This window comes from Synechococcus sp. MIT S9508 (assembly GCF_047303045.1).
Classification (GTDB): Bacteria; Cyanobacteriota; Cyanobacteriia; order PCC-6307; family Cyanobiaceae; genus Synechococcus_C.
This window is the reverse complement of sequence record NZ_CP138941.1, coordinates 908,817-927,589: the sequence shown is the minus strand read 5'-3', so window position 1 is coordinate 927,589 and position 18,773 is coordinate 908,817. Positions and strand designations below refer to the sequence as shown.

Sequence of the window (18,773 nt, the reverse complement as noted above, 5' to 3'; positions counted from 1 at the left end):
TTCACTTTACCCGCCCTGAACGTGTGCATAGGCTGACATCACCGATCCCGGCACTCGATGAGAAACGCTGAAATTCAGTCCGCCGGTATCCAAGACGTCAACCTGAGCAGCCCCAATCCAGCAGGAGACCATGAGCAGACATGGGATGCCGTGGAAACCTATTTCGAGTGCATCACCACATGCTCCCTAGACGATGGTGAATGCATCACACGCTGCGTTGAGCAACTGAAGGATGCGGATGACGCCTGACCCAGATCAGGGCATCTTCAGAGCACGCATCTCAACGGGCCTCACCGTCACTGGCAGTTGCCTTCCCTGTCGCCGCACGCTGAGGATCAGTGGCTGACCAACACCGCTGCGATCAATGGCTGTCACCACTTCAGCTGGATTACGCACGGCCTGTCCGCCCACTGACACGATGACATCGTTGACCTGAAGGCCGGCCAGAGCTCCTGGTCCACCAGGCATCACCGAGCGGACAACTGCGCCGGGTGGCACGGTCCCGCCAGGCATTGACGCTGGAATCGTCGACAAACCGATCCCCACCATGGGGTGACTGGCTCGTCCCTGGTTCACCAGCTGCAAGGCGATCGTTTTGGCCCTGTTGATCGGGATCGCGAATCCAAGGCCGGCGCCAGGACCCGAGCGCACCAATGTGTTGATCCCCACGACCTCACCCGCGGAATTGAGCAAAGGGCCACCGGAGTTCCCGGGGTTGATCGCCGCATCGGTCTGAATCAGATCCAGACGTTTGCCCTGGATTCCAAGCTGGGAGACGTTCCTGTTGAGGTTGCTCACGATTCCCAGGGTCACGGTGTTCTCAAGCCCGAAAGGATTGCCGACAGCGATGGCCCAGTCGCCAACGCGCAACCGATCCGAATCGCCAAGCGGAGCGGTTGGCCAGAGACCTCCTCCCTGGAGCTTCACGACCGCGAGATCGGTCACCGAGTCCTGACCCACCACCTGGCCGGACACGCGTCTGCCATCAGGCAATCCCACCATCACCCGATCCGTGTTCTCAACGACATGGGCGTTGGTCAGCACCAGTCCCTGCCCATCGAAGATCACACCACTGCCCTGACCACGTTCGACTCGGGCTCTGGGAGCCGCCGAGCCCTGCAAGCCGAAGAATCGCTGAAAGAAGGGATCCATTAACAGTCCATTTGGCAACCCAGATCCATGGGCTGTTCGCACCGTTCGCTGCGTTTCCAGCGTGACCACTGCAGGACCGCTTTTCGCCACGGCCGCTGCCACAAAGGATTGAGCTGCCAGACCCGCTGAAGCTGGAACCTGAGGTGCGGCAAGAGCACTCCGCTGCGGTAAGGCCAGCCCAACCGGAGCCGCCAACGACAGCCCCATCATCAGAGGCAGGACCCGCCGGCGGACACGCGTCACCGCAACAGGATTCTTGACAGAGATAGTGGGTGCCACAGCCATGGAGAGGGCAATGAGGAATGTGGAGAAACTGACCTTAATGAGGTCAATCCACTGCGGATAGGGGGGCTCTCCCTTGATTCCATGACCAGATGCAACCAACAGTGCGCCATGAACGAACACAACTGGGCCAGCAATAGCGATGATGGGGGGCGAGAGAGGGTGTGTCCCAGCTCGACAACCGCCGTCATCCCATGATCAGCAGTCTTTTTCCCCTGATTTACGGACTGGTCTTCCTAGCCTTGCTGTGGCAGGCCTTCCGGGTGATGGGACGAGGGTTCAGCGCAGCGGTGCGTTCTCCAGGAACGACTGAAACCCCTTCAGACCGAACGGGCAAAGTCACCATTCATCCGGAACTGCTCGATGGTGATGGCCGATTGACCGAGGAGGACCTGCTCACGGTTCGATTCAGTGGTGAGGATGAGGCTGGCGAACCTGGTGTACGCCCGAATGAATAGGCTTAGATAAGTGAGCTGCTTGGCAGCTCGACTCGGACTCGTAGGGGGAACCTCCTGTTGGATCAAAGAACACGGATCGTTGCCGCGGTGATCAAATCTGTGAAACTCCCTCCCCGCTTTCGACTGCGTCTGCTCAAGGAAGATCCTGTGCGTCTGGAACTCAGCCTGACGCCCGCCTACGGCAAGGATCCAATCCAGGTGGGGCTGGTGGAATCACTCGATCTGGTCGCTCGACGCGACCGCGAAGGGCGAATCCCCAGGGATCTTCAGGGCACCTGGGACTGGACCGTCAGGCATGGCCAGGTCAGCACCGGTGGCTGGAACCCTTATTTGAAAGAAGCCCTGCAGACGATGTTCGAGACAGGACTGCCTGCGATCGTCTACGAGGAACTCACCGGAGAGGATTACCACCCGGTTGATGGGGCTCGTCACGTGCGCTGACCGCCCTCAGGGGGCTGGTGCGATTTCCCTTCGGCAGCTCGTTGCGTGTAACGCCGTGCCTACAGATACAGCCAAGCCGTTCAACATCGGGCTAAAAGTCTCTAGTTAGGCCTTTAAGGATTTCTTCATGGCCACGCTGAAACACCGCAGCGCACCGCTCATCCGCTTGCTCACTGCAATGGGTGCATTGACCAGCATTTTGCTGCTGGGGATACTCAACTTCGTCAGCTGACGCCGATCGTCGCCCTTGGGTTCCTTTCCCATTGATGGTCTTCTGCCTGAGCTCTGCGCTCGATTGCACAGCTCTGGAACGCTGATCCTTCAGGCACCACCTGGTGCAGGCAAGACCACCCGAGTTCCTCTGGCATTAATGGGGGAACTGGTCCACGCTCCGCGAGCTGAGGGCCGCATCCTGCTCATTGAGCCGCGACGACTGGCGGCGAAAGCGGCTGCGACAAGAATGGCTGAGTCCATCGGCGAACCAGTGGGCAAACGCGTGGGGTACTCAGTCCGCAACGAACAGAAACGCTCAGACGCCACGACCATCGAAACCATCACTGACGGGCTGTTCCTGCGGCGTCTTCAATCACAGCCCGACCTTCCTGGGGTGGGAGTTGTGATCTTCGATGAATTCCACGAGCGCCGACGCGACAGTGACGTTGCCCTTGCACTACTGCGAGAAGCCAGACGCTTGCTGAGGCCGGATCTCAAGCTGCTGCTGATGTCAGCGACCCTCCAGCTCAAAGCGCTGAGTGCTCAGTTCGATGCTGCTGACACGCTCACCAGTCAGGGACAAGCGTTCCCGGTGGAGACACGCCACTGCCCGCCTCGCAACAAAGAGCAGCTTGAAACGCATGTGCTGAGGGCGCTCGGGGAGGAATTGTTCGAACTCGAACATGCTCGTCACACGGCAGAAACTCCCCCTGGGGTGCTCGTCTTTCTCCCCGGCGTGCGTGAGATCGAACGGTGCCGGCAGAAGCTCATGGGAGTGCAGCATCTGCAGAACTGGCAGGTGCTGACACTGCATGGCCAGCTCTCCCTCAAACTTCAGACTGAAATCCTCAGGCCCTGCGACCAGTGCTGGCAGGGACGCATTGTCCTCTCGACATCCATCGCGGAAAGCTCTCTCACCCTGGATGGCATACGCCTTGTGGTGGATGCGGGCTTAAATCGCCACACGCGTTTTGATCCAGGCACCGGCATGGAGGGGTTGGTGACCGTGCCAGCCAGCGTTGCCAGCGCGGATCAGAGGCGGGGACGAGCCGGTCGTCAGGGACCCGGACGCTGCGTGCGCCTTTGGTCAGCAGCTGACGAGCAACGCCGACCAGCCCAAGACCCTCCGGAACTGCAACGGGCCGATCCACAACCCACCGTTCTTGACCTGGCGCAGTGGGGTGCTGGTCTGGGAGAAGAGCTCGACTGGCTAGAGCCACCACCAAAACCACTGCTCCAGGAAGGGCAGCAACAGCTAAAACAGCTGAAACTGCTGACGGATCAGGGGCGGATCACAGCCATTGGCCAACAAGTGGCAGCGTTCGGCATGCACCCAAGGCTGGGGCTGATGTTGATCCAAGCGAGGCGTTGGGGACTTGAATCACTGGCCTGCGATCTGGCTGCGCTACTGAGTGAACGTGATCTCCCCGGAAGCCGGGATCATGGGTGTGACATCGGCCATCGTCTGCAGCGGCTGAGAGACACAGCGCGCTCCAATCGTCACGACGGCCTCGGCAGCATGCGCCAGCAGAGCCGGCAGTGGCAAAGACAACTGCGTGGGATCAAGCCACCAGAGGCGCCGTTGGCCTTGAACGACCCAGAGGACCTCGCTGTCGCCCGGCTGATCGCCACGGCATTCCCCGAGTGGCTTGCCCTGGCTCGACCAGAACGACCAGGAGCATTCCTGCTGCGACAGGGTCGTGGCGCTCTACTGCCAACATCAGACCCCTTGTGCAGCGCCGAAGCCCTGGCCATCGCCCGACTTGATCTAAAGAAGCGCGATGCACGCATTCGCCTGGCGGTGCCCATCAGCCGGCGCTACCTCGAAGACATCGCGTCTGAACAGGGGGAGTGGCATGAACAGGTTATGTGGAACGACAAACAGCAGGGACTCCGCGCTGAGCGAGTGCTGAGCCTTGGTGCGATCGAATTGCAGCGCCAGCAGCTGCCCCGCCCCTCGGCCGATCTGGTGAGCCATGCGTTGCTGCAGCACCTTCGCGACCATGGCCTCAACCCTCTCCCTTGGACTGAACGCTGCGAACAGCTGCGTCGGCGCCTTCAGATTGCCCACATCCACCTGGGGTCGCCATGGCCCAATCGCACACTCCAAGAACTGCAGAGAGCACCTGAGCTTTGGATCAATGAGGCCAGCCTGAGCTGCAAGAGCTGGCAAGACCTGAACAGCGACGACCTGATCGAAGCGTTGTGGAGTGATCTCAGCTGGGCACAGCGACGGGAACTGGACACCTTGCTTCCCGAGCGGCTGAGGATTCCGAGCGGCAGAGACGCCAGAGTGACTTACGGAGATGACGACGCCGTGCTGTCGGTAAAGCTGCAAGAAATGTTCGGCAGCAGCCAGGGACCGATCCTTTTGAACGGAGCATTGCCGGTGACCCTTGAACTGCTGTCCCCAGCTGGCCGTCCCTTGCAGCGCACCAAGGACCTTGCGGGCTTCTGGGCCGGCAGCTACGACGACGTGCGTCGTGAGATGCGCGGCCGGTACCCGAAACACCCGTGGCCGGAATCACCGATGACAGCTGTTCCCACTAGCAAGTCAAAGAAGTGGTCGTAATGTCGCATTCACGACAGGCAACAAAACTCCATTGTTTGTTACATTGGTTGAAGTCACGGATCACGACCCATGTCTGACAACGCATCCCGCTTCGGCTTCGTCAACTTTGCTGAAACCTGGAATGGCCGCCTGGCCATGATGGGCTTCGTCATCGGCCTGGGTACCGAGCTGCTCACCGGCCAAGGCATTCTGTCCCAGATCGGCCTCGGCTGATCGCGACATCACGCACTGAGAGCGATAAGCACTCCAAAACCCCATCGGCATGCCGGTGGGGTTTTTCAATGTCTGCCGTCACTGCGAGAGAGTATGCAGAGTTGTTCTCTGCCCTTGCCCCGTTTCTTCGCCGGCAATCGCCGCGATGGTGCCAGGTTGCTGAGCAGTGCACTGGTGCTTCTGTCGATCGGGCTGACCCAGCTGGACCAGCAATGGGGCCGCATCCTCAGTGTGATCGCTGGTGCTATCTGCATCTACTGGGGTTTCGCCTATCGCCGCCTTGATCGCTAACGCTATCCCCAGCTACTCCGTCAAGGAGCTCAACAGCGCTATCGGCTCACTGCTCGAGCGTGGTTTCGCCCCCCGTTTTCTGGTCCAGGGCAGTGCATCACGACCCCAGGTCAAGAAGGGACATCTCTGGATGAACCTCACCGATGGGGAGGCCACCATCACGGTGGTCTGCTGGGCCTCACGGTTAAACCAACTCGATTACGTGCCGGCGGACGGAGACGGCATCACGGTGGTGGGAAAGCTGAATTTCTGGGCGGCACGAGCCAGTCTCGCCGTACAAGCCATCGACATCCGCCCGAGTCTCTCCACCGTGGAGCGACGCTTTGAAGCTGTCAAAGCGCTGCTGGCATCAGAAGGGTTGATTGATCCAGCAGCACGAAGACATCTGCCGTTAGTCCCAACTCGAATTGCGCTGTTAACGAGCGTGCCCAGTTCAGCCTTAGCGGACATGCTGAGAACAGCCAGAGAGCGATGGCCACTGGCCGAGCTGCTGATTGTTCCTATCCCAGTTCAGGGCTCCGTCGCTCCACAAATCTGCGCAGCACTGGAGCAACTCAACCAGGTGCAACCTCAGTTGAAGCTGGATGCTCTGGTTCTGGCCAGAGGAGGAGGAAGCCGAGAGGATCTCATGGTGTTCGACGACGAACAGGTCTGTCGTGCCATTGCCTCTTTCTGCTGTCCGGTCGTAACAGGTCTGGGGCACGAAGACGACCTCACCGTGGCCGATCTGGTGGCGGATCACCGAGCTGCCACCCCCACCGCGGCGATCGTCAGCCTCTTTCCGAGTCGAGACTCAGCCTTACAAACAGTCCGGCAGCAACGTTTGCAGTTGGTTCAACAACAACAATGGCGTTTCAAGCGAGAACGAGAGCGGCTGCGGCAGAAGCATCAACTGCTGCAAAGTGTTCAGCCACAAACTGTGCTGCAGCGCAGCCGACTGCAGTTGGATCAACGCCAGCAACTGCTGAAGGCCCTCTCACCCGATCGCTGGTTGAGGCGAGGTTTTGCCAAGGTGATGCAGCTCAACGGCACAGTGTTGGATTCGGTGAGTGAAGCCAAGCCCAATGACGATCTGGTGATTCAGCTTCGAGATGGGCAGATTGGCGTGACTGTCCAATCCGTTCAGGCCAAGATTGGATCCCCCTGACCCAGATGAAACCCTCTGAATTGAAATTGATGCCAACGCCCACTTCTCTCCATGCCGAAAAAATCCCAAACGATCAAGAACGATCCACAGGCGACTTGGCGCAAGGAAGCTGAAGCACTGAACTATGAGGAGGCGCTTCAGGCTCTCGATCTGCTCCTAGCAAGACTTCAGGATGAAGCTCTACCGTTATCCGAACTTCAGAGCAGTTATCAACGAGCAGAGATTTATCTGAATCGATGTGAACAACTCCTCAGCCAAACAGAACAGAATATTCTTCAACTCGATCAAGAAACATTGACCACTGAGACCTTTGAGCAGCGGAATGATGCGTAGTGTTCTGATCTGGAGCTATCTGTTTCTGGCCGTGCTGGGTGCCGTCTTGCCCTGGCAAGCCAATCTGGAATTCATGCAGACGGGAACGGGCTCAGGCTTCGATCTCAGTGGCTTCATCAAGGATGCCAATCTGACTGCAGCGTCACGATCCCTCAGCCGCGATCTGATCATCGGCGCCACGGCATTCACCATCTGGATCACCATTGAAGGGCGCCGTTTGCAGGTCAAACGCTGGTGGGTCTCCTTGCTGCTCTGCGTCACCGTGTCGTTTGCCTGCGGTGGACCCTTCTTTCTGCATTTGCGTGAACGCCGTCTTGTGGAGCTTGAAAAAGAGAACCAACCGATCGATCCAATGCCTGAGTGACCAACCCAACCAGATCCACCTCAGTTTTCTACATCTTCCGCAGTCACATCAATCGTGACAGAACTGGCAGGGGTTGAATCAACTTCAACCTTCGAGTTGGCAACACTGGAGGCATCGGCTGTTGAAAAAGAAGACCCACAAACGGCACAAACTGGGGTTGCCTGCAACGATGCTGAACCGCAGTTGGGACAAAACTGCATTCGGCTTTGCAACACCTTCCACCCAATCCAACCCACACCCCCGAGGATCACAGGGAGTGTCAGCAGAACCAAGGCCACTCCGCCAATCACATCGATCAATGCTCTACCGAGAGGCGTCGGCAGCAACAACAAGAGGGCCAGGAGCCAGACCAGAGGAGGCAGTCGACCCATATCAACCAAACCCCGTTGAACGAAGGATCTCTATGATCTCTGATTCAGGTCAATCTGGAACGACAGGAAAGAACGGATCACCGCCCTTCTTCATACGCATATTGGCCAGCTCCACACTCCAGCACTGTCCGAAATAAATCACAACGCCAACCATCCAGATCCACAATGTCAACACAAGGACTCCGCCGATAACGCCATAAGCTTGAAATCTAGACCCCAGTGACAAAACACTTCGACTGACAGCAAGATTGAGGATTGTCAGCAAAAACCCGATCAACAAGGAGCCAGGAATCAATGGCACAAAAGGAACTTTTCGACTTGGAAGCAAGAACTGCAACAACAAAGCCATGCCTGAGAAACCCAGAAAAGGAATCAACAATCGACCAAACTGAAGCACAGGCAAATCAGGAAAAATATCGGTTAGCCAAGGCAAGGAGCGAGCCAGTTCATCAACAAACGCCGCCGGTGCCATTCGCAGATTGACGCTGATTTGATCAACAACGATGAGAAGGCCTATCAAAATCACAACGAAAAAGGCTTCGATTCTCACCCGCACAAAGCGATAAGCCTGAGCTCCAAGCGGCAATGCATCAGGCAATGGCTGCAACACATCACGCCATAAACGGTCAGCTCCACGCTGCAATGTCAAATAAACATTGCCAGCAGTGACCAACAAAACGGCTGCACCAAGGAGGCCAGCACCAAATCCCTGAGAAACAAGTTGCTGAAGAGTTTGGCGAATGATCTCAACCGCAGGAGGCGGTAGCACACTGCTGACATAGATCAGAATTTGATCATCAAGGTTCGGCTGGCGTCCAAGAAGCCAGGACGCCAAAGACAATGAAATCAGCAGAATCGGGAAGATTGACTGAAGTGTGTAGTAAGCGAAAGCGGCACTGAGATCAACACAATCAAAAGATGCCCAACGCAGACAAGCCCTCCAAAGAGAGCGGCAAATTTGACGAATCGACAGCATCATCGCCATGAATTCTGTCAAAGTTATCGATCCAAACTAGCGCGCCAGGGCACAAAAAAAGCCACCCCTCAAGGGTGGCTTTCTTCGCATCACATGCGTGACAGAAATGTTTTACCTGGCATCGAGCTATTTTCTCAGGGGGCTACCCCCCAAATATCGTCGCCGCTGCTGCGTTTCACAACCGAGTTCGAGATGGATCGGAGTGGTTCCACAACGCTATGGACACCAGGATAGAAAACATTCCCAAGGTTGAACCCTGAGAACTGCATAGGACATAACCAACAACTTTCATCGTTGATCATGCGTCTGAATCGAATAAATCATCGCCTCAGGCAAGAACCAAATCATGGTCAAGCCCTCGGTCTATTAGTACTCCTCCGCTGCATCCATTACTGGACTTCGACGTAGAGCCTATCAACGGGTGTTCTTCCCGTGACCTTACTGGGTTACCCCATGGGAATACTCATCTTGAGGTGGGCTTCCCACTTAGATGCTTTCAGCGGTTATCCACTCCGCACATGGCTACCCAGCGTTTACCGTTGGCACGATAACTGGTACACCAGAGGTGCGTTCCTCCCGGTCCTCTCGTACTAGGGAGAAATCCTCTCAATATTCCTACGCATACACCGGATATGGACCGAACTGTCTCACGACGTTCTGAACCCAGCTCGCGTACCGCTTTAATGGGCGAACAGCCCAACCCTTGGGACCGACTTCAGCCCCAGGTTGCGATGAGCCGACATCGAGGTGCCAAACCTCCCCGTCGATGTGAACTCTTGGGGGAGATCAGCCTGTTATCCCTAGAGTAACTTTTATCCGTTGAGCGACGGCCCTTCCACTCAGAACCGTCGGATCACTAAAACCGACTTTCGTCCCTGTTCGACTTGTAGGTCTCACAGTCAAGCTTCCTTCTGCTTTTGCACTCGTCAGCTGATTTCCAACCAGCCTGAGGAAACCTTTGTGCGCCTCCGTTACCTTTTAGGAGGCGACCGCCCCAGTCAAACTGCCCACCTGATACTGTCCGCTCCCCGGATAACGGGTGAACGTTAGAACCCTAGCTCTGAAAGAGTGGTATCTCACCATTGACTCCCTAGTACCCACGAGCACTAGATCAACGTCTCCCACCTATCCTGCGCATTCAGAGCCCGGGCACAATACCAAGCTACAGTAAAGCTTCATAGGGTCTTTCTGTCCGGGTGTATGTAGTCCGCATCTTCACAGACAATTCTATTTCGCCGAGCCTCTCTCCGAGACAGCGCCCTGATCGTTACGCCTTTCGTGCGGGTCGGAACTTACCCGACAAGGAATTTCGCTACCTTAGGACCGTTATAGTTACGGCCGCCGTTCACCGGGGCTTCAGTCGCCAGCTTCGCTTACGCTGACCGGCTTCCTTAACCTTCCGGCACTGGGCAGGCGTCAGCCCCCATACATCGTCTTGCGACTTAGCGGAGACCTGTGTTTTTGGTAAACAGTCGCCAGGGCCTTTTCACTGCGACCACCTTGCGGTGGCACCCCTTCTCCCGAAGTTACGGGGCTAATTTGCCGAGTTCCTTAGAGAGAGTTACCTCGCGCACCTCGGTATTCTCTACCACCCCACCTGTGTCGGTTTCGGGTACTGGCAGTTATGCCTTAACGGGTATAGAGCTTTTCTTGGAAGCATGACATCACCGACTTCGCTGCCGTAGCAGCTCGTACTCACGCCTCAGCTCGGAACGTTTTCGCCGCTCCTCATAGCCTCGAACGCTTGAACCAGTAACCAACGTCTGGCTCGGCTAGCCTTCTCCGTCCCTCTTCCCAAAACATAACCGGTACAGGAATGTTGACCTGTTATCCATCGACTACGCCTTTCGGCCTGACCTTAGGACCAGACTAACCCTCCGCGGACGAGCCTGCCGGAGGAACCCTTAGGGTTTCGGTGCATGGGATTCTCACCCATGTTTTCGCTACTCAAGCCGACATTCTCACTTCTATGCAGTCCACGCCCGCTCACGCTAACGCTTCGCCCCACATAGAACGCTCCCCTACCATAAATCCGCAGCTTCGGTACAACGCTTAGCCCCGTTCATTTTCGGCGCAGGATCGCTCGACCAGTGAGCTATTACGCACTCCTTTGAGGATGGCTGCTTCTAGGCAAACCTCCTGGTTGTCTGGGCAATCCCACCTCCTTTATCACTTAGCGTTGATTTGGGGACCTTAGCTGGCGGTCTGGGCTGTTTCCCTCTCGACCATGGAGCTTATCCCCCACAGTCTGACTGCCTCGCTACACACAGGGTATTCAGAGTTCATCTCGATTTGGTACCGCTCTCGCAGCCCGCACCGAAATGGTGGCTTTACCCCCCTGCTGGAGCACGAGACGCTACGCCTCAACGTATTTCGGGGAGAACCAGCTAGCTCCGGGTTCGATTGGCATTTCACCGCTAACCACAGCTCATCCAGTGACTTTTCAACGTCAGTTGGTTGGGACCTCCACTTGGTATCACCCAAGCTTCATCCTGGCCATGGTTAGATCACCCGGGTTCGGGTCTATAAATACTGACAAACGCCCTATTCAGACTCGCTTTCGCTATGGCTCCACCATTTCCGGTTTAACCCGCCAGTACCTATAAGTCGCCGGCTCATTCTTCAACAGGCACACGGTCACCCGATTAGTCGGGCTCCCATTGCTTGTAAGCTCACGGTTTCATGTTCTATTTCACTCCCCTCCCGGGGTTCTTTTCACCTTTCCCTCGCGGTACTGTTTCGCTATCGGTCACACAGTAGTACTTAGCCTTACGAGGTGGTCCTCGCGGATTCACACGGAATTTCACGTGCTCCGTGCTACTCGGGATACAGCTAGGTCAGTTCAGTTTTCGTGTACGGGGCTTTCACCTTCTTTGGCGTGTCTTTCAAACACTTCCACTAACATCCCTTTTCCACATTGCTGTCCCACAACCCCGATGGTCGAAACCATCGGTTTAGGCTCTTCCCCGTTCGCTCGCCGCTACTCAGGGAGTCGTTTTTACTTTCCTTTCCTCCAGCTACTAAGATGTTTCAGTTCGCTGGGTTGGCTCGTGCCAGCCTATGGATTCAGCTGGCCGTTCTAAGGGTTGCCCCATTCGGAAATTCCCGGATCAAAGCGTGTTTCCAGCTCCCCGAGACTTATCGCAGGTAACCACGTCCTTCATCGCCTCTGTGTGCCAAGGTATCCGCCGTGAGCTCTTTGTAGCTTGACCATTCATCTCCAAAACGCTTGCTGTCGTTGAAACAGATTCTGAACGATTCATTGCTGAATCAATCATCAAACTCCCAATTGCTCGACACAATTAGAAGAACGTTATGGAGTCTCGGCTCTTGCTCAAGAATTGACATCATCCTAAAAAAGAATGATGCATCCATGAGAGATGCTTTATTCTTACAGACTTTTTCCTATGCAGTTGTCAAGGTTCTGCTAGACATCAAACTGATAAAACAGTTCGAGCCCAGCATCTTATCAACCAAAAGGTCGTGATAATTCACGTCATTTCAGAATGACAGGAAGCTGGGGTCATGCCAGCGGACAGATCTAAATCACATCACATTCGAGTTCACCTTCCATCATTCAGAAGATGGAGATTGAGTTCGATCAGTGGAGGTTAGGAGACTCGAACTCCTGACATCCTGCTTGCAAAGCAGGCGCTCTACCAACTGAGCTAAACCCCCAACACCGAATGGGCCATCCTGGACTTGAACCAGGGACCTCACCCTTATCAGGGGTGCGCTCTAACCACCTGAGCTAATGGCCCAGGAAGACTCAACCCTTGTGGGATGTGACCTAGACAAAGTTTAGGAACTGAAAATTTCCATCAAGCAATCCATATCTCTATGCATTCTTGACTTCAAAATTGAGGTACCGATCGACCTAAGGTGACAGGATTTTGGCCTAAGAATTAAGTACTCAGACATCAAAATCATTGTTTGTCTCCCTGTTAGGAGGTGATCCAGCCGCACCTTCCGGTACGGCTACCTTGTTACGACTTCACCCCAGTCATCAGCCCCACCTTCGACGTCCTCCTCCACAAGGGTTGGAGTAACGGCTTCGGGCGTGGCCAACTTCCATGGTGTGACGGGCGGTGTGTACAAGGCCCGGGAACGTATTCACCGCAGTATGCTGACCTGCGATTACTAGCGATTCCTCCTTCACGTAGGCGAGTTGCAGCCTACGATCTGAACTGAGCCACGGTTTATGAGATTTGCTTGTCCTCGCGAACTTGCTGCTCTTTGTCCGTAGCATTGTAGTACGTGTGTAGCCCAGGATGTAAGGGGCATGATGACTTGACGTCATCCACACCTTCCTCCGGTTTATCACCGGCGGTCTCTCTAGAGTGCCCAACTAAATGCTGGCAACTAAAGACGTGGGTTGCGCTCGTTGCGGGACTTAACCCAACATCTCACGACACGAGCTGACGACAGCCATGCACCACCTGTCACTGCGTTCCCGAGGGCACTCTCTCGTTTCCAAGAGATTCGCAGGATGTCAAACCCTGGTAAGGTTCTTCGCGTTGCATCGAATTAAACCACATACTCCACCGCTTGTGCGGGCCCCCGTCAATTCCTTTGAGTTTCACACTTGCGTGCGTACTCCCCAGGCGGAACACTTAACGCGTTGGCTACGACACCGAGGGGGTCGATTCCCCCGACACCTAGTGTTCATCGTTTACGGCCAGGACTACAGGGGTATCTAATCCCTTTCGCTCCCCTGGCTTTCGTCCATGAGCGTCAGTTATGGCCCAGCAGAGCGCCTTCGCCACTGGTGTTCTTCCCGATATCTACGCATTTCACCGCTACACCGGGAATTCCCTCTGCCCCTACCACACTCAAGCCCAACAGTTTCCACTGCCATGATGGAGTTAAGCTCCACGTTTTAACAGCAGACTTGAAAGGCCGCCTGCGGACGCTTTACGCCCAATAATTCCGGATAACGCTTGCCACTCCCGTATTACCGCGGCTGCTGGCACGGAATTAGCCGTGGCTTATTCCTCAAGTACCGTCAGATCTTCTTCCTTGAGAAAAGAGGTTTACAGCCCAGAGGCCTTCATCCCTCACGCGGCGTTGCTCCGTCAGGCTTTCGCCCATTGCGGAAAATTCCCCACTGCTGCCTCCCGTAGGAGTCTGGGCCGTGTCTCAGTCCCAGTGTGGCTGATCATCCTCTCAGACCAGCTACTGATCGATGCCTTGGTGAGCTCTTACCTCACCAACTAGCTAATCAGACGCGGGCTCATCCTCAGGCGAAATTCATTTCACCTCTCGGCATATGGGGTATTAGCGGCCGTTTCCAGCCGTTATCCCCCTCCTGAGGGCAGATTCCCACGCGTTACTCACCCGTCCGCCACTAACCCGAAGGTTCGTTCGACTTGCATGTGTTAAGCACGCCGCCAGCGTTCATCCTGAGCCAGGATCAAACTCTCCGTTGTAGATCAAGTCCTCTTAAAGGCTTTCACCTCTTCAACTTGATTTGCTTTACCCACTCATCAGCACTGGCGCACTGATTGCAGTTAAAACCACCTTCCTCTGACAGAAGGGTTCTTAAGAGTGCACTTAGAATCTCTCCCTCGTGACTTTCCAGGATCTCAGATCCGGTCGTTGCTCCACAACGCGCACACCGACAACATTAAAAGCTCGTGAAAACTTCCAATCTTGTAAGCACGCTGCTTCTTTGCAACTAAAAATTGTTGACGGGACCTCACACTTACATCGCTATATCATCAAGCTCAATCACCAAACCTTTCAGCTCAGCAACCGAAACTCGACGCGATGAAAGCGTCAGTTCCTAAACTTTTCGATTGTCCAGGTTCTGCCGTCGCGTTCCCTATCAGGAACGGTTGGCGGTGCGGTCTCGCGACCGCTTGTGAAACCTACAACACCGTGGGATCGCTCCCTCTTGGCCTTGTAAGCACCTCTAAACATTACAAGCTCGCGCTCTTCATGTTCAGTGGCTGCGCTCCAGGCTTCCGCCTGCCGCGCAGTCCAAAAACATAACTCACAAACATCCCCTAACGCAACTGATCAGCCAATCAGGGAAGCAGCAACGACTCTCCCCAGGGCCTGAGACGCTCAAGTTCAGCCTGCGAACTCGCTGCGATCACAGGAAAACTGACATCGGAAAGATCTTGTCCAGGCGTCAGCGCCGCCGGATCGTGATCAAGCCATTGCAGGGGACAGCCCAGTTCGCTGAGAACCAGCCAGGCTGCTGCCAGATCCCAGATCTTGGGTGTGGCCTCCAAGGCTGCAACTGTCTGTCCCATAGCGACGCTGACCAGATTCAGGCTGGCAACACCAAGCAAGCGAATTTTTCCGGGGAAAGGATCCTGATGCCGGCGTTGCAGCACCCGAATTGCTCGACTACAGAGCGAAACACAGGTACTGCCTGACTGAAGACGAGTCTCTGGAGAAAGAGCGTTGCCGTTGCGCCAGGCTCCTCGCCCGCTAATCGCCACAATCCGTTGACGCAGAGAGGGGATGTCTAGAAAAGCCTCAGTCGGTCGGCCGTCGACAAAACGAGCCACAGAAATCGCCCAATAAGGGATTCCGGCAGCGAAATTGGTGGTGCCGTCGAGAGGATCTACGACCCAGAAGGCAGAGGAAGATGGACATGCTTTCTCTCCCTCCTCACTGAGGGTGAATTCAGCGGGAGCCAGCGTAGAGAGACCGTTAACCAAGGCCTCATCGCTCCATCGGTCACAAGCGGTGATCAAGGATCCATCTGCCTTGGTATCGGAAACGATGTTTCCGAAATCCTGTCTTTGCCGATCTGCGACCCTGTCGAGCAGCTGATGAACGGCGAGTAACTGCTGGGGGTTGAGGAATCTTGAGGTCAACGTTGCCTCATCATCAAGATCCCAGCAGAGAAGCTTGGCAGGCGGGTATAAGCGGAGTTGGCTCGATCGGAAACTCTTCTATCGATAATGATTGAGATTTTTCGGCGGGTAAATCCAAACGCGGACAGGATGCAACCTCATCCAGTCCGGTATACCTCCTCAACTCGGAAATAGTGATGTTGTAATCACTAAGTGCCTCTACATAACGCAGCTGAGCTCTGGTAAGGTCCCTCTGATTATCAACCACCTCACGCTGCGTCGCTACACCTGCCTGGAATCGAAGCCTGGCTAGACGCAACGCTTCTCGCTGAGATAACACTTCTCGAGAAGTTGTACGGATTGCTTGTTGGTTGTCTCGTAGATCGTAGAAGCTTTGCTCAACTTGAAGGCGAATTTTTCCACGTTTATCGGCAAATTCATAAGCACTTGCATCGGCAGCCTGCTTGTTTCGTCGATACTGAGCACGAGCGCGTCCCCCATCAAAAATATTCCAAGTTGCCGCAAGACCGACGGTATTGTCAGCGGTCCAACCGTAGGCATCAGTATTAACGGGAGGGACAGCTCTGGACTGACCTTGGAATCTCTGTGAATTAAAATTATTAAAGATACTTAGGACTGGCTGCACTCCAGACAGGGCAGCATTTGCGTTACTATTATTAATTGAAATATCAAGAATAATTTGATCGAGCTCTTCTCGGAAGGCATAGGCCGCAACGATACTTTCCTGAAGTGATGGCTGCCAAATCCCAACAACTCGTGAGGGCGAAGCGGCAGTCGGAGTTACATCCTGCGGCAAATCAGTAATCCTTGCCAAGTCCCGACGGGATCGGGCCTGGAAATTAAGATTACCGGTCAGAATATCTTGGTCTCGGGCAAGTTGAGTTTCAGCTTCAAGCACTTCGAGCTTGGTTGCGACTCCTGCCTGATAACGAGCACGTGCATCTCGCAAGCTAATTAGAGAAGCAGCCACAGACTGCTTGCCAACATTCACCTGTTCGTCATAGCGCTGGAGATCGTAATAGGCAGTCGCCACAGATAGGCGAAGATCTCTGAGAGCGATGAGGTAAGAGTCTCGAGATTTCTCAAAAGTATCGCGTGCTGAGGCAATCTCAGGAACACGGCCAGGATCAATCAAATTCCAATTCAGCTGAGCAGCGAAATTGGCCGTAGAAATTTTACTTTTAGTGAGGGTTCCGCTCTGCCCAGAAGCGAAAGATTGCTGTTCACCAGCTAGGTATTGAGGCAGACCGTTAGCGGTGAGATTGAGAGTTGGATACCAACTGGAGATTGCCGCTCTCAAGCTCGACTTAGCCTGCTGCACCTGGAGAGCCACGGCTTTCAACCCTGGATTGTTGACTTCAGCCAGCTGTTCAACTTCAGCGAGCGTGAGCGGTCTGAGCTCTCGAATGCGCACTTGACCAGGCTGATTGGGCAGAGCAAGGCTCGGTGGTGCGTTCAGTGAATCGAGCGTGTCCGGCAGTGTTGTTGCCGCTGGAGGCAACAACGAGGGGTCTGCCTGAGGCCTGGATCCCTTCAATTCAATGGCCGTCGGCAGGGTGCTCTGATCGATCAGAGCGGCACTGTTGTCTGGGGACACTTCCAAAGACTCTTGAGCGGAAGCAACTCCAGCGAGATGAAAGGGCGCAAAGCCTGCAATCAGAAAAAGGCTTGCAGCTGTCCGGCGCACATTGAATCCTGGTCTTGGAGAACTTTAGGTGGTTTTTTCTAGATCTCCGAGCACTGCAGCCACGATGTCAGCTGCTCCATGAACAATCCGAATCGGGACAGGAAGTTGTGCCTGAACCTGGTCCAGAGTCATGTCATCGAGAAATACAGGCTGGCCCTGCCGCAACATCACTGATGGCAACAGCAACTGATCCCCCAGGTCCTGATCCTTGAGGCCATCTAGCAAATCCTGACCAGTCAACAAACCGGTGACCACCTGATCCTGCCCCCAGTAGGGACTAGGAAGACCATGCATCTGCAGGCAGACGCCTTCAATCCCGTTGAGGCGCTCAGTGACGGTCTCCAGAGCCTTATCCACGAGACGACCCACCACCCAGCTGCTGCGCAGTGGCTCAACAACACGCTCTGGCAATGATTCCGTGGCTTCATCCAGCGATTCGAGGAACGCCCTGATCGTTCCAACACCATTTTCTTGCTGAGGGAGATCCTCGTAGCTGAGGCGAGGGGGAAGGGGACGACCCGCAATCAGATACCACTCATCCGACAGCCAAACAAAACGACTGCCGAAACGCCCTTGGAACTCCGACTGCAGCGGTTCCACTGCATCAATGACCCTCGAGGCATCTTCAGGGGTGACGGCCCGTAACCCATCACCAGGCGGACGGAAGCGCGTCAGGCCCACCGGCACCACTGCCGCTGAAAGCACAGCAGGCCACTCAACACCTGTAAAACGAGCGAGATCGCGCAGAGTGTTGACGAGTGCATCACCGTCATTGAGACCTGGACACACCACCACCTGCGCATGAATCTGCAACTTGCGCTGCGCAAACCATTCCAGCTGCTGCAGCAGCTTTCCTGCTCGTGGATTCTCGAGAAGAGTGGAGCGCAGATCGGGGTCTGTTGCATGCACTGAGACGAAAAGCGGTGTCAGCCGTTGCTGCTCAATTCGCTCCCAGTCGGCATCACTCAGGTTGGTGAGAGTGAGATAGGAACCGTAAAGAAAGCTCAGTCGATAATCGTCATCTTTCAGGTAAAGACTGTCTCGATGGCCAGGCGGCTGCTGGTCGATGAAGCAGAAGGGGCAACGGTTGGTGCATTGACGAAGGCCATCAAAGAGAGCTTCGGTGAAACCAAGCCCCAAACCATCGTCGGCATCCTTCTCCAACTCGACGCAATGCAGCTCACCGGCGCTGTCACGAACCTCAAGCGTCAGCTCCTCCTCAACAATGAGGTAGCGGTAATCAATGAGATCTCGGGGACGGACGCCATTGATGCTGAGCAGCTGATCTCCTGGTTCAAATCCCAGTTCCTCTCCAATGGAGCCTGACTCGACTGAAGCCACAACCGCAGGTTCAGGCTGTCGTGAGGGGCTTGCAGGATCCAGAGCCGTGACAGCAACTCCTGCGGAAGGCTCATTCCACACAGCAAGGAGGCAACTGCT

The 18,773-nt window shown here is 55.2% G+C and carries 15 protein-coding genes, 2 tRNA genes and 3 rRNA genes; 9 read left to right on the top strand and 11 right to left on the bottom strand.

Going from position 1 to position 18,773, the window contains the following annotated elements:
• The first annotated feature begins 57 nt into the window (after positions 1 to 57).
• Positions 58 to 249, top strand: coding sequence for a hypothetical protein (locus SIB42_RS04665; protein WP_067096706.1), 192 nt, complete (start codon positions 58 to 60; stop codon positions 247 to 249).
• A gap of 6 nt (positions 250 to 255) precedes the next feature.
• Here SIB42_RS04665 and SIB42_RS04660 read toward each other — a convergent pair whose 3' ends face one another.
• On the bottom strand, positions 256 to 1,437 hold the full coding sequence (locus SIB42_RS04660; protein ID WP_067096778.1) for a trypsin-like peptidase domain-containing protein: 1,182 nt from the start codon (positions 1,435 to 1,437) through the stop codon (positions 256 to 258).
• Between the two features lie 191 nt (positions 1,438 to 1,628).
• On the opposite strand from SIB42_RS04660, the gene SIB42_RS04655 reads away from it, so the two are divergent.
• The 8 genes from SIB42_RS04655 to SIB42_RS04620 all read left to right on the top strand — a co-directional run bounded on the left by SIB42_RS04655 (position 1,629) and on the right by SIB42_RS04620 (position 7,466).
• Positions 1,629 to 1,892, top strand: coding sequence for a DUF2973 domain-containing protein (locus SIB42_RS04655; protein ID WP_067096781.1), 264 nt, complete (start codon positions 1,629 to 1,631; stop codon positions 1,890 to 1,892).
• A 57-nt stretch (positions 1,893 to 1,949) separates the two neighbouring features.
• Complete coding sequence (locus SIB42_RS04650) at positions 1,950 to 2,333, top strand: hypothetical protein (protein ID WP_066911878.1); 384 nt, start codon at positions 1,950 to 1,952, stop codon at positions 2,331 to 2,333.
• Between the two features lie 247 nt (positions 2,334 to 2,580).
• A complete protein-coding gene (gene hrpB / locus SIB42_RS04645; RefSeq protein WP_067096709.1) occupies positions 2,581 to 5,118 on the top strand; it encodes an ATP-dependent helicase HrpB in 2,538 nt (845 codons plus the stop codon).
• A 69-nt stretch (positions 5,119 to 5,187) separates the two neighbouring features.
• Positions 5,188 to 5,331, top strand: a complete 144-nt coding sequence (locus tag SIB42_RS04640) for a chlorophyll a/b-binding protein (RefSeq protein ID WP_066911871.1) — start codon at positions 5,188 to 5,190, stop codon at positions 5,329 to 5,331.
• Between the two features lie 114 nt (positions 5,332 to 5,445).
• Positions 5,446 to 5,622 (top strand): hypothetical protein, encoded by a 177-nt coding sequence (locus tag SIB42_RS04635; protein WP_369818458.1) that lies wholly within the window; start codon positions 5,446 to 5,448, stop codon positions 5,620 to 5,622.
• The gene (gene xseA / locus SIB42_RS04630; protein ID WP_067096714.1) at positions 5,612 to 6,769 is read left to right on the top strand and encodes an exodeoxyribonuclease VII large subunit; all 1,158 of its coding nucleotides are present in this window, start codon (positions 5,612 to 5,614) and stop codon (positions 6,767 to 6,769) included. Before SIB42_RS04635 ends, xseA begins: the two co-directional genes overlap by 11 nt.
• 51 nt (positions 6,770 to 6,820) lie before the next feature.
• Entirely contained in the window at positions 6,821 to 7,102 is a 282-nt protein-coding gene (xseB, locus tag SIB42_RS04625) for an exodeoxyribonuclease VII small subunit (RefSeq protein WP_067096717.1), read from the top strand.
• Positions 7,095 to 7,466: a DUF2834 domain-containing protein gene (locus SIB42_RS04620; protein WP_067096783.1), complete on the top strand. Its 372-nt coding sequence runs from the start codon at positions 7,095 to 7,097 to the stop codon at positions 7,464 to 7,466. The genes xseB and SIB42_RS04620 overlap by 8 nt, the downstream gene beginning before the upstream one ends.
• 20 nt (positions 7,467 to 7,486) lie before the next feature.
• Here SIB42_RS04620 and SIB42_RS04615 read toward each other — a convergent pair whose 3' ends face one another.
• From SIB42_RS04615 to SIB42_RS04570, 10 genes are all read right to left on the bottom strand, one after another.
• Complete coding sequence (locus SIB42_RS04615; protein ID WP_067096720.1) at positions 7,487 to 7,837, bottom strand: hypothetical protein; 351 nt, start codon at positions 7,835 to 7,837, stop codon at positions 7,487 to 7,489.
• A gap of 49 nt (positions 7,838 to 7,886) precedes the next feature.
• On the bottom strand, positions 7,887 to 8,822 hold the full coding sequence (locus tag SIB42_RS04610; protein WP_156485230.1) for a YihY/virulence factor BrkB family protein: 936 nt from the start codon (positions 8,820 to 8,822) through the stop codon (positions 7,887 to 7,889).
• A gap of 104 nt (positions 8,823 to 8,926) precedes the next feature.
• Positions 8,927 to 9,043, bottom strand: a 5S ribosomal RNA gene (gene rrf, locus SIB42_RS04605).
• 116 nt (positions 9,044 to 9,159) lie between these two features.
• A 23S ribosomal RNA gene (locus tag SIB42_RS04600) occupies positions 9,160 to 12,025 on the bottom strand.
• Positions 12,026 to 12,418: 393 nt separating this feature from the next.
• Positions 12,419 to 12,491 (bottom strand) — tRNA-Ala (locus SIB42_RS04595).
• A gap of 9 nt (positions 12,492 to 12,500) precedes the next feature.
• Positions 12,501 to 12,574: transfer RNA gene (locus SIB42_RS04590), tRNA-Ile, on the bottom strand.
• Positions 12,575 to 12,757: 183 nt separating this feature from the next.
• A 16S ribosomal RNA gene (locus tag SIB42_RS04585) occupies positions 12,758 to 14,242 on the bottom strand.
• Together the 16S, 23S and 5S rRNA genes with 2 tRNA genes alongside form the textbook arrangement of a ribosomal RNA operon.
• A gap of 600 nt (positions 14,243 to 14,842) precedes the next feature.
• The gene (locus SIB42_RS04580) at positions 14,843 to 15,646 is read right to left on the bottom strand and encodes an inositol monophosphatase family protein (protein WP_067098856.1); all 804 of its coding nucleotides are present in this window, start codon (positions 15,644 to 15,646) and stop codon (positions 14,843 to 14,845) included.
• Between the two features lie 13 nt (positions 15,647 to 15,659).
• Complete coding sequence (locus tag SIB42_RS04575) at positions 15,660 to 17,333, bottom strand: TolC family protein (protein ID WP_067098854.1); 1,674 nt, start codon at positions 17,331 to 17,333, stop codon at positions 15,660 to 15,662.
• Between the two features lie 24 nt (positions 17,334 to 17,357).
• Complete coding sequence (locus tag SIB42_RS04570; RefSeq protein WP_067098851.1) at positions 17,358 to 18,755, bottom strand: TIGR03279 family radical SAM protein; 1,398 nt, start codon at positions 18,753 to 18,755, stop codon at positions 17,358 to 17,360.
• Positions 18,756 to 18,773: the final 18 nt, after the last annotated feature.

Excerpts from the sequence above, each read along its gene's own strand:
- SIB42_RS04615 (WP_067096720.1), bottom strand. The coding sequence starts at position 7,837 with ATGGGTCGACTGCCTCCTCTGGTCTGGCTCCTGGCCCTCTTGTTGTTG.
- SIB42_RS04665 (WP_067096706.1), top strand. The coding sequence starts at position 58 with ATGAGAAACGCTGAAATTCAGTCCGCCGGTATCCAAGACGTCAACCTG.
- SIB42_RS04610 (WP_156485230.1), bottom strand. The coding sequence starts at position 8,822 with ATGGCGATGATGCTGTCGATTCGTCAAATTTGCCGCTCTCTTTGGAGG.
- SIB42_RS04620 (WP_067096783.1), top strand. The coding sequence starts at position 7,095 with ATGCGTAGTGTTCTGATCTGGAGCTATCTGTTTCTGGCCGTGCTGGGT.
- SIB42_RS04655 (WP_067096781.1), top strand. The coding sequence starts at position 1,629 with ATGATCAGCAGTCTTTTTCCCCTGATTTACGGACTGGTCTTCCTAGCC.
- SIB42_RS04660 (WP_067096778.1), bottom strand. The coding sequence starts at position 1,437 with ATGGCTGTGGCACCCACTATCTCTGTCAAGAATCCTGTTGCGGTGACG.
- SIB42_RS04640 (WP_066911871.1), top strand. The coding sequence starts at position 5,188 with ATGTCTGACAACGCATCCCGCTTCGGCTTCGTCAACTTTGCTGAAACC.
- xseB (WP_067096717.1), top strand. The coding sequence starts at position 6,821 with ATGCCGAAAAAATCCCAAACGATCAAGAACGATCCACAGGCGACTTGG.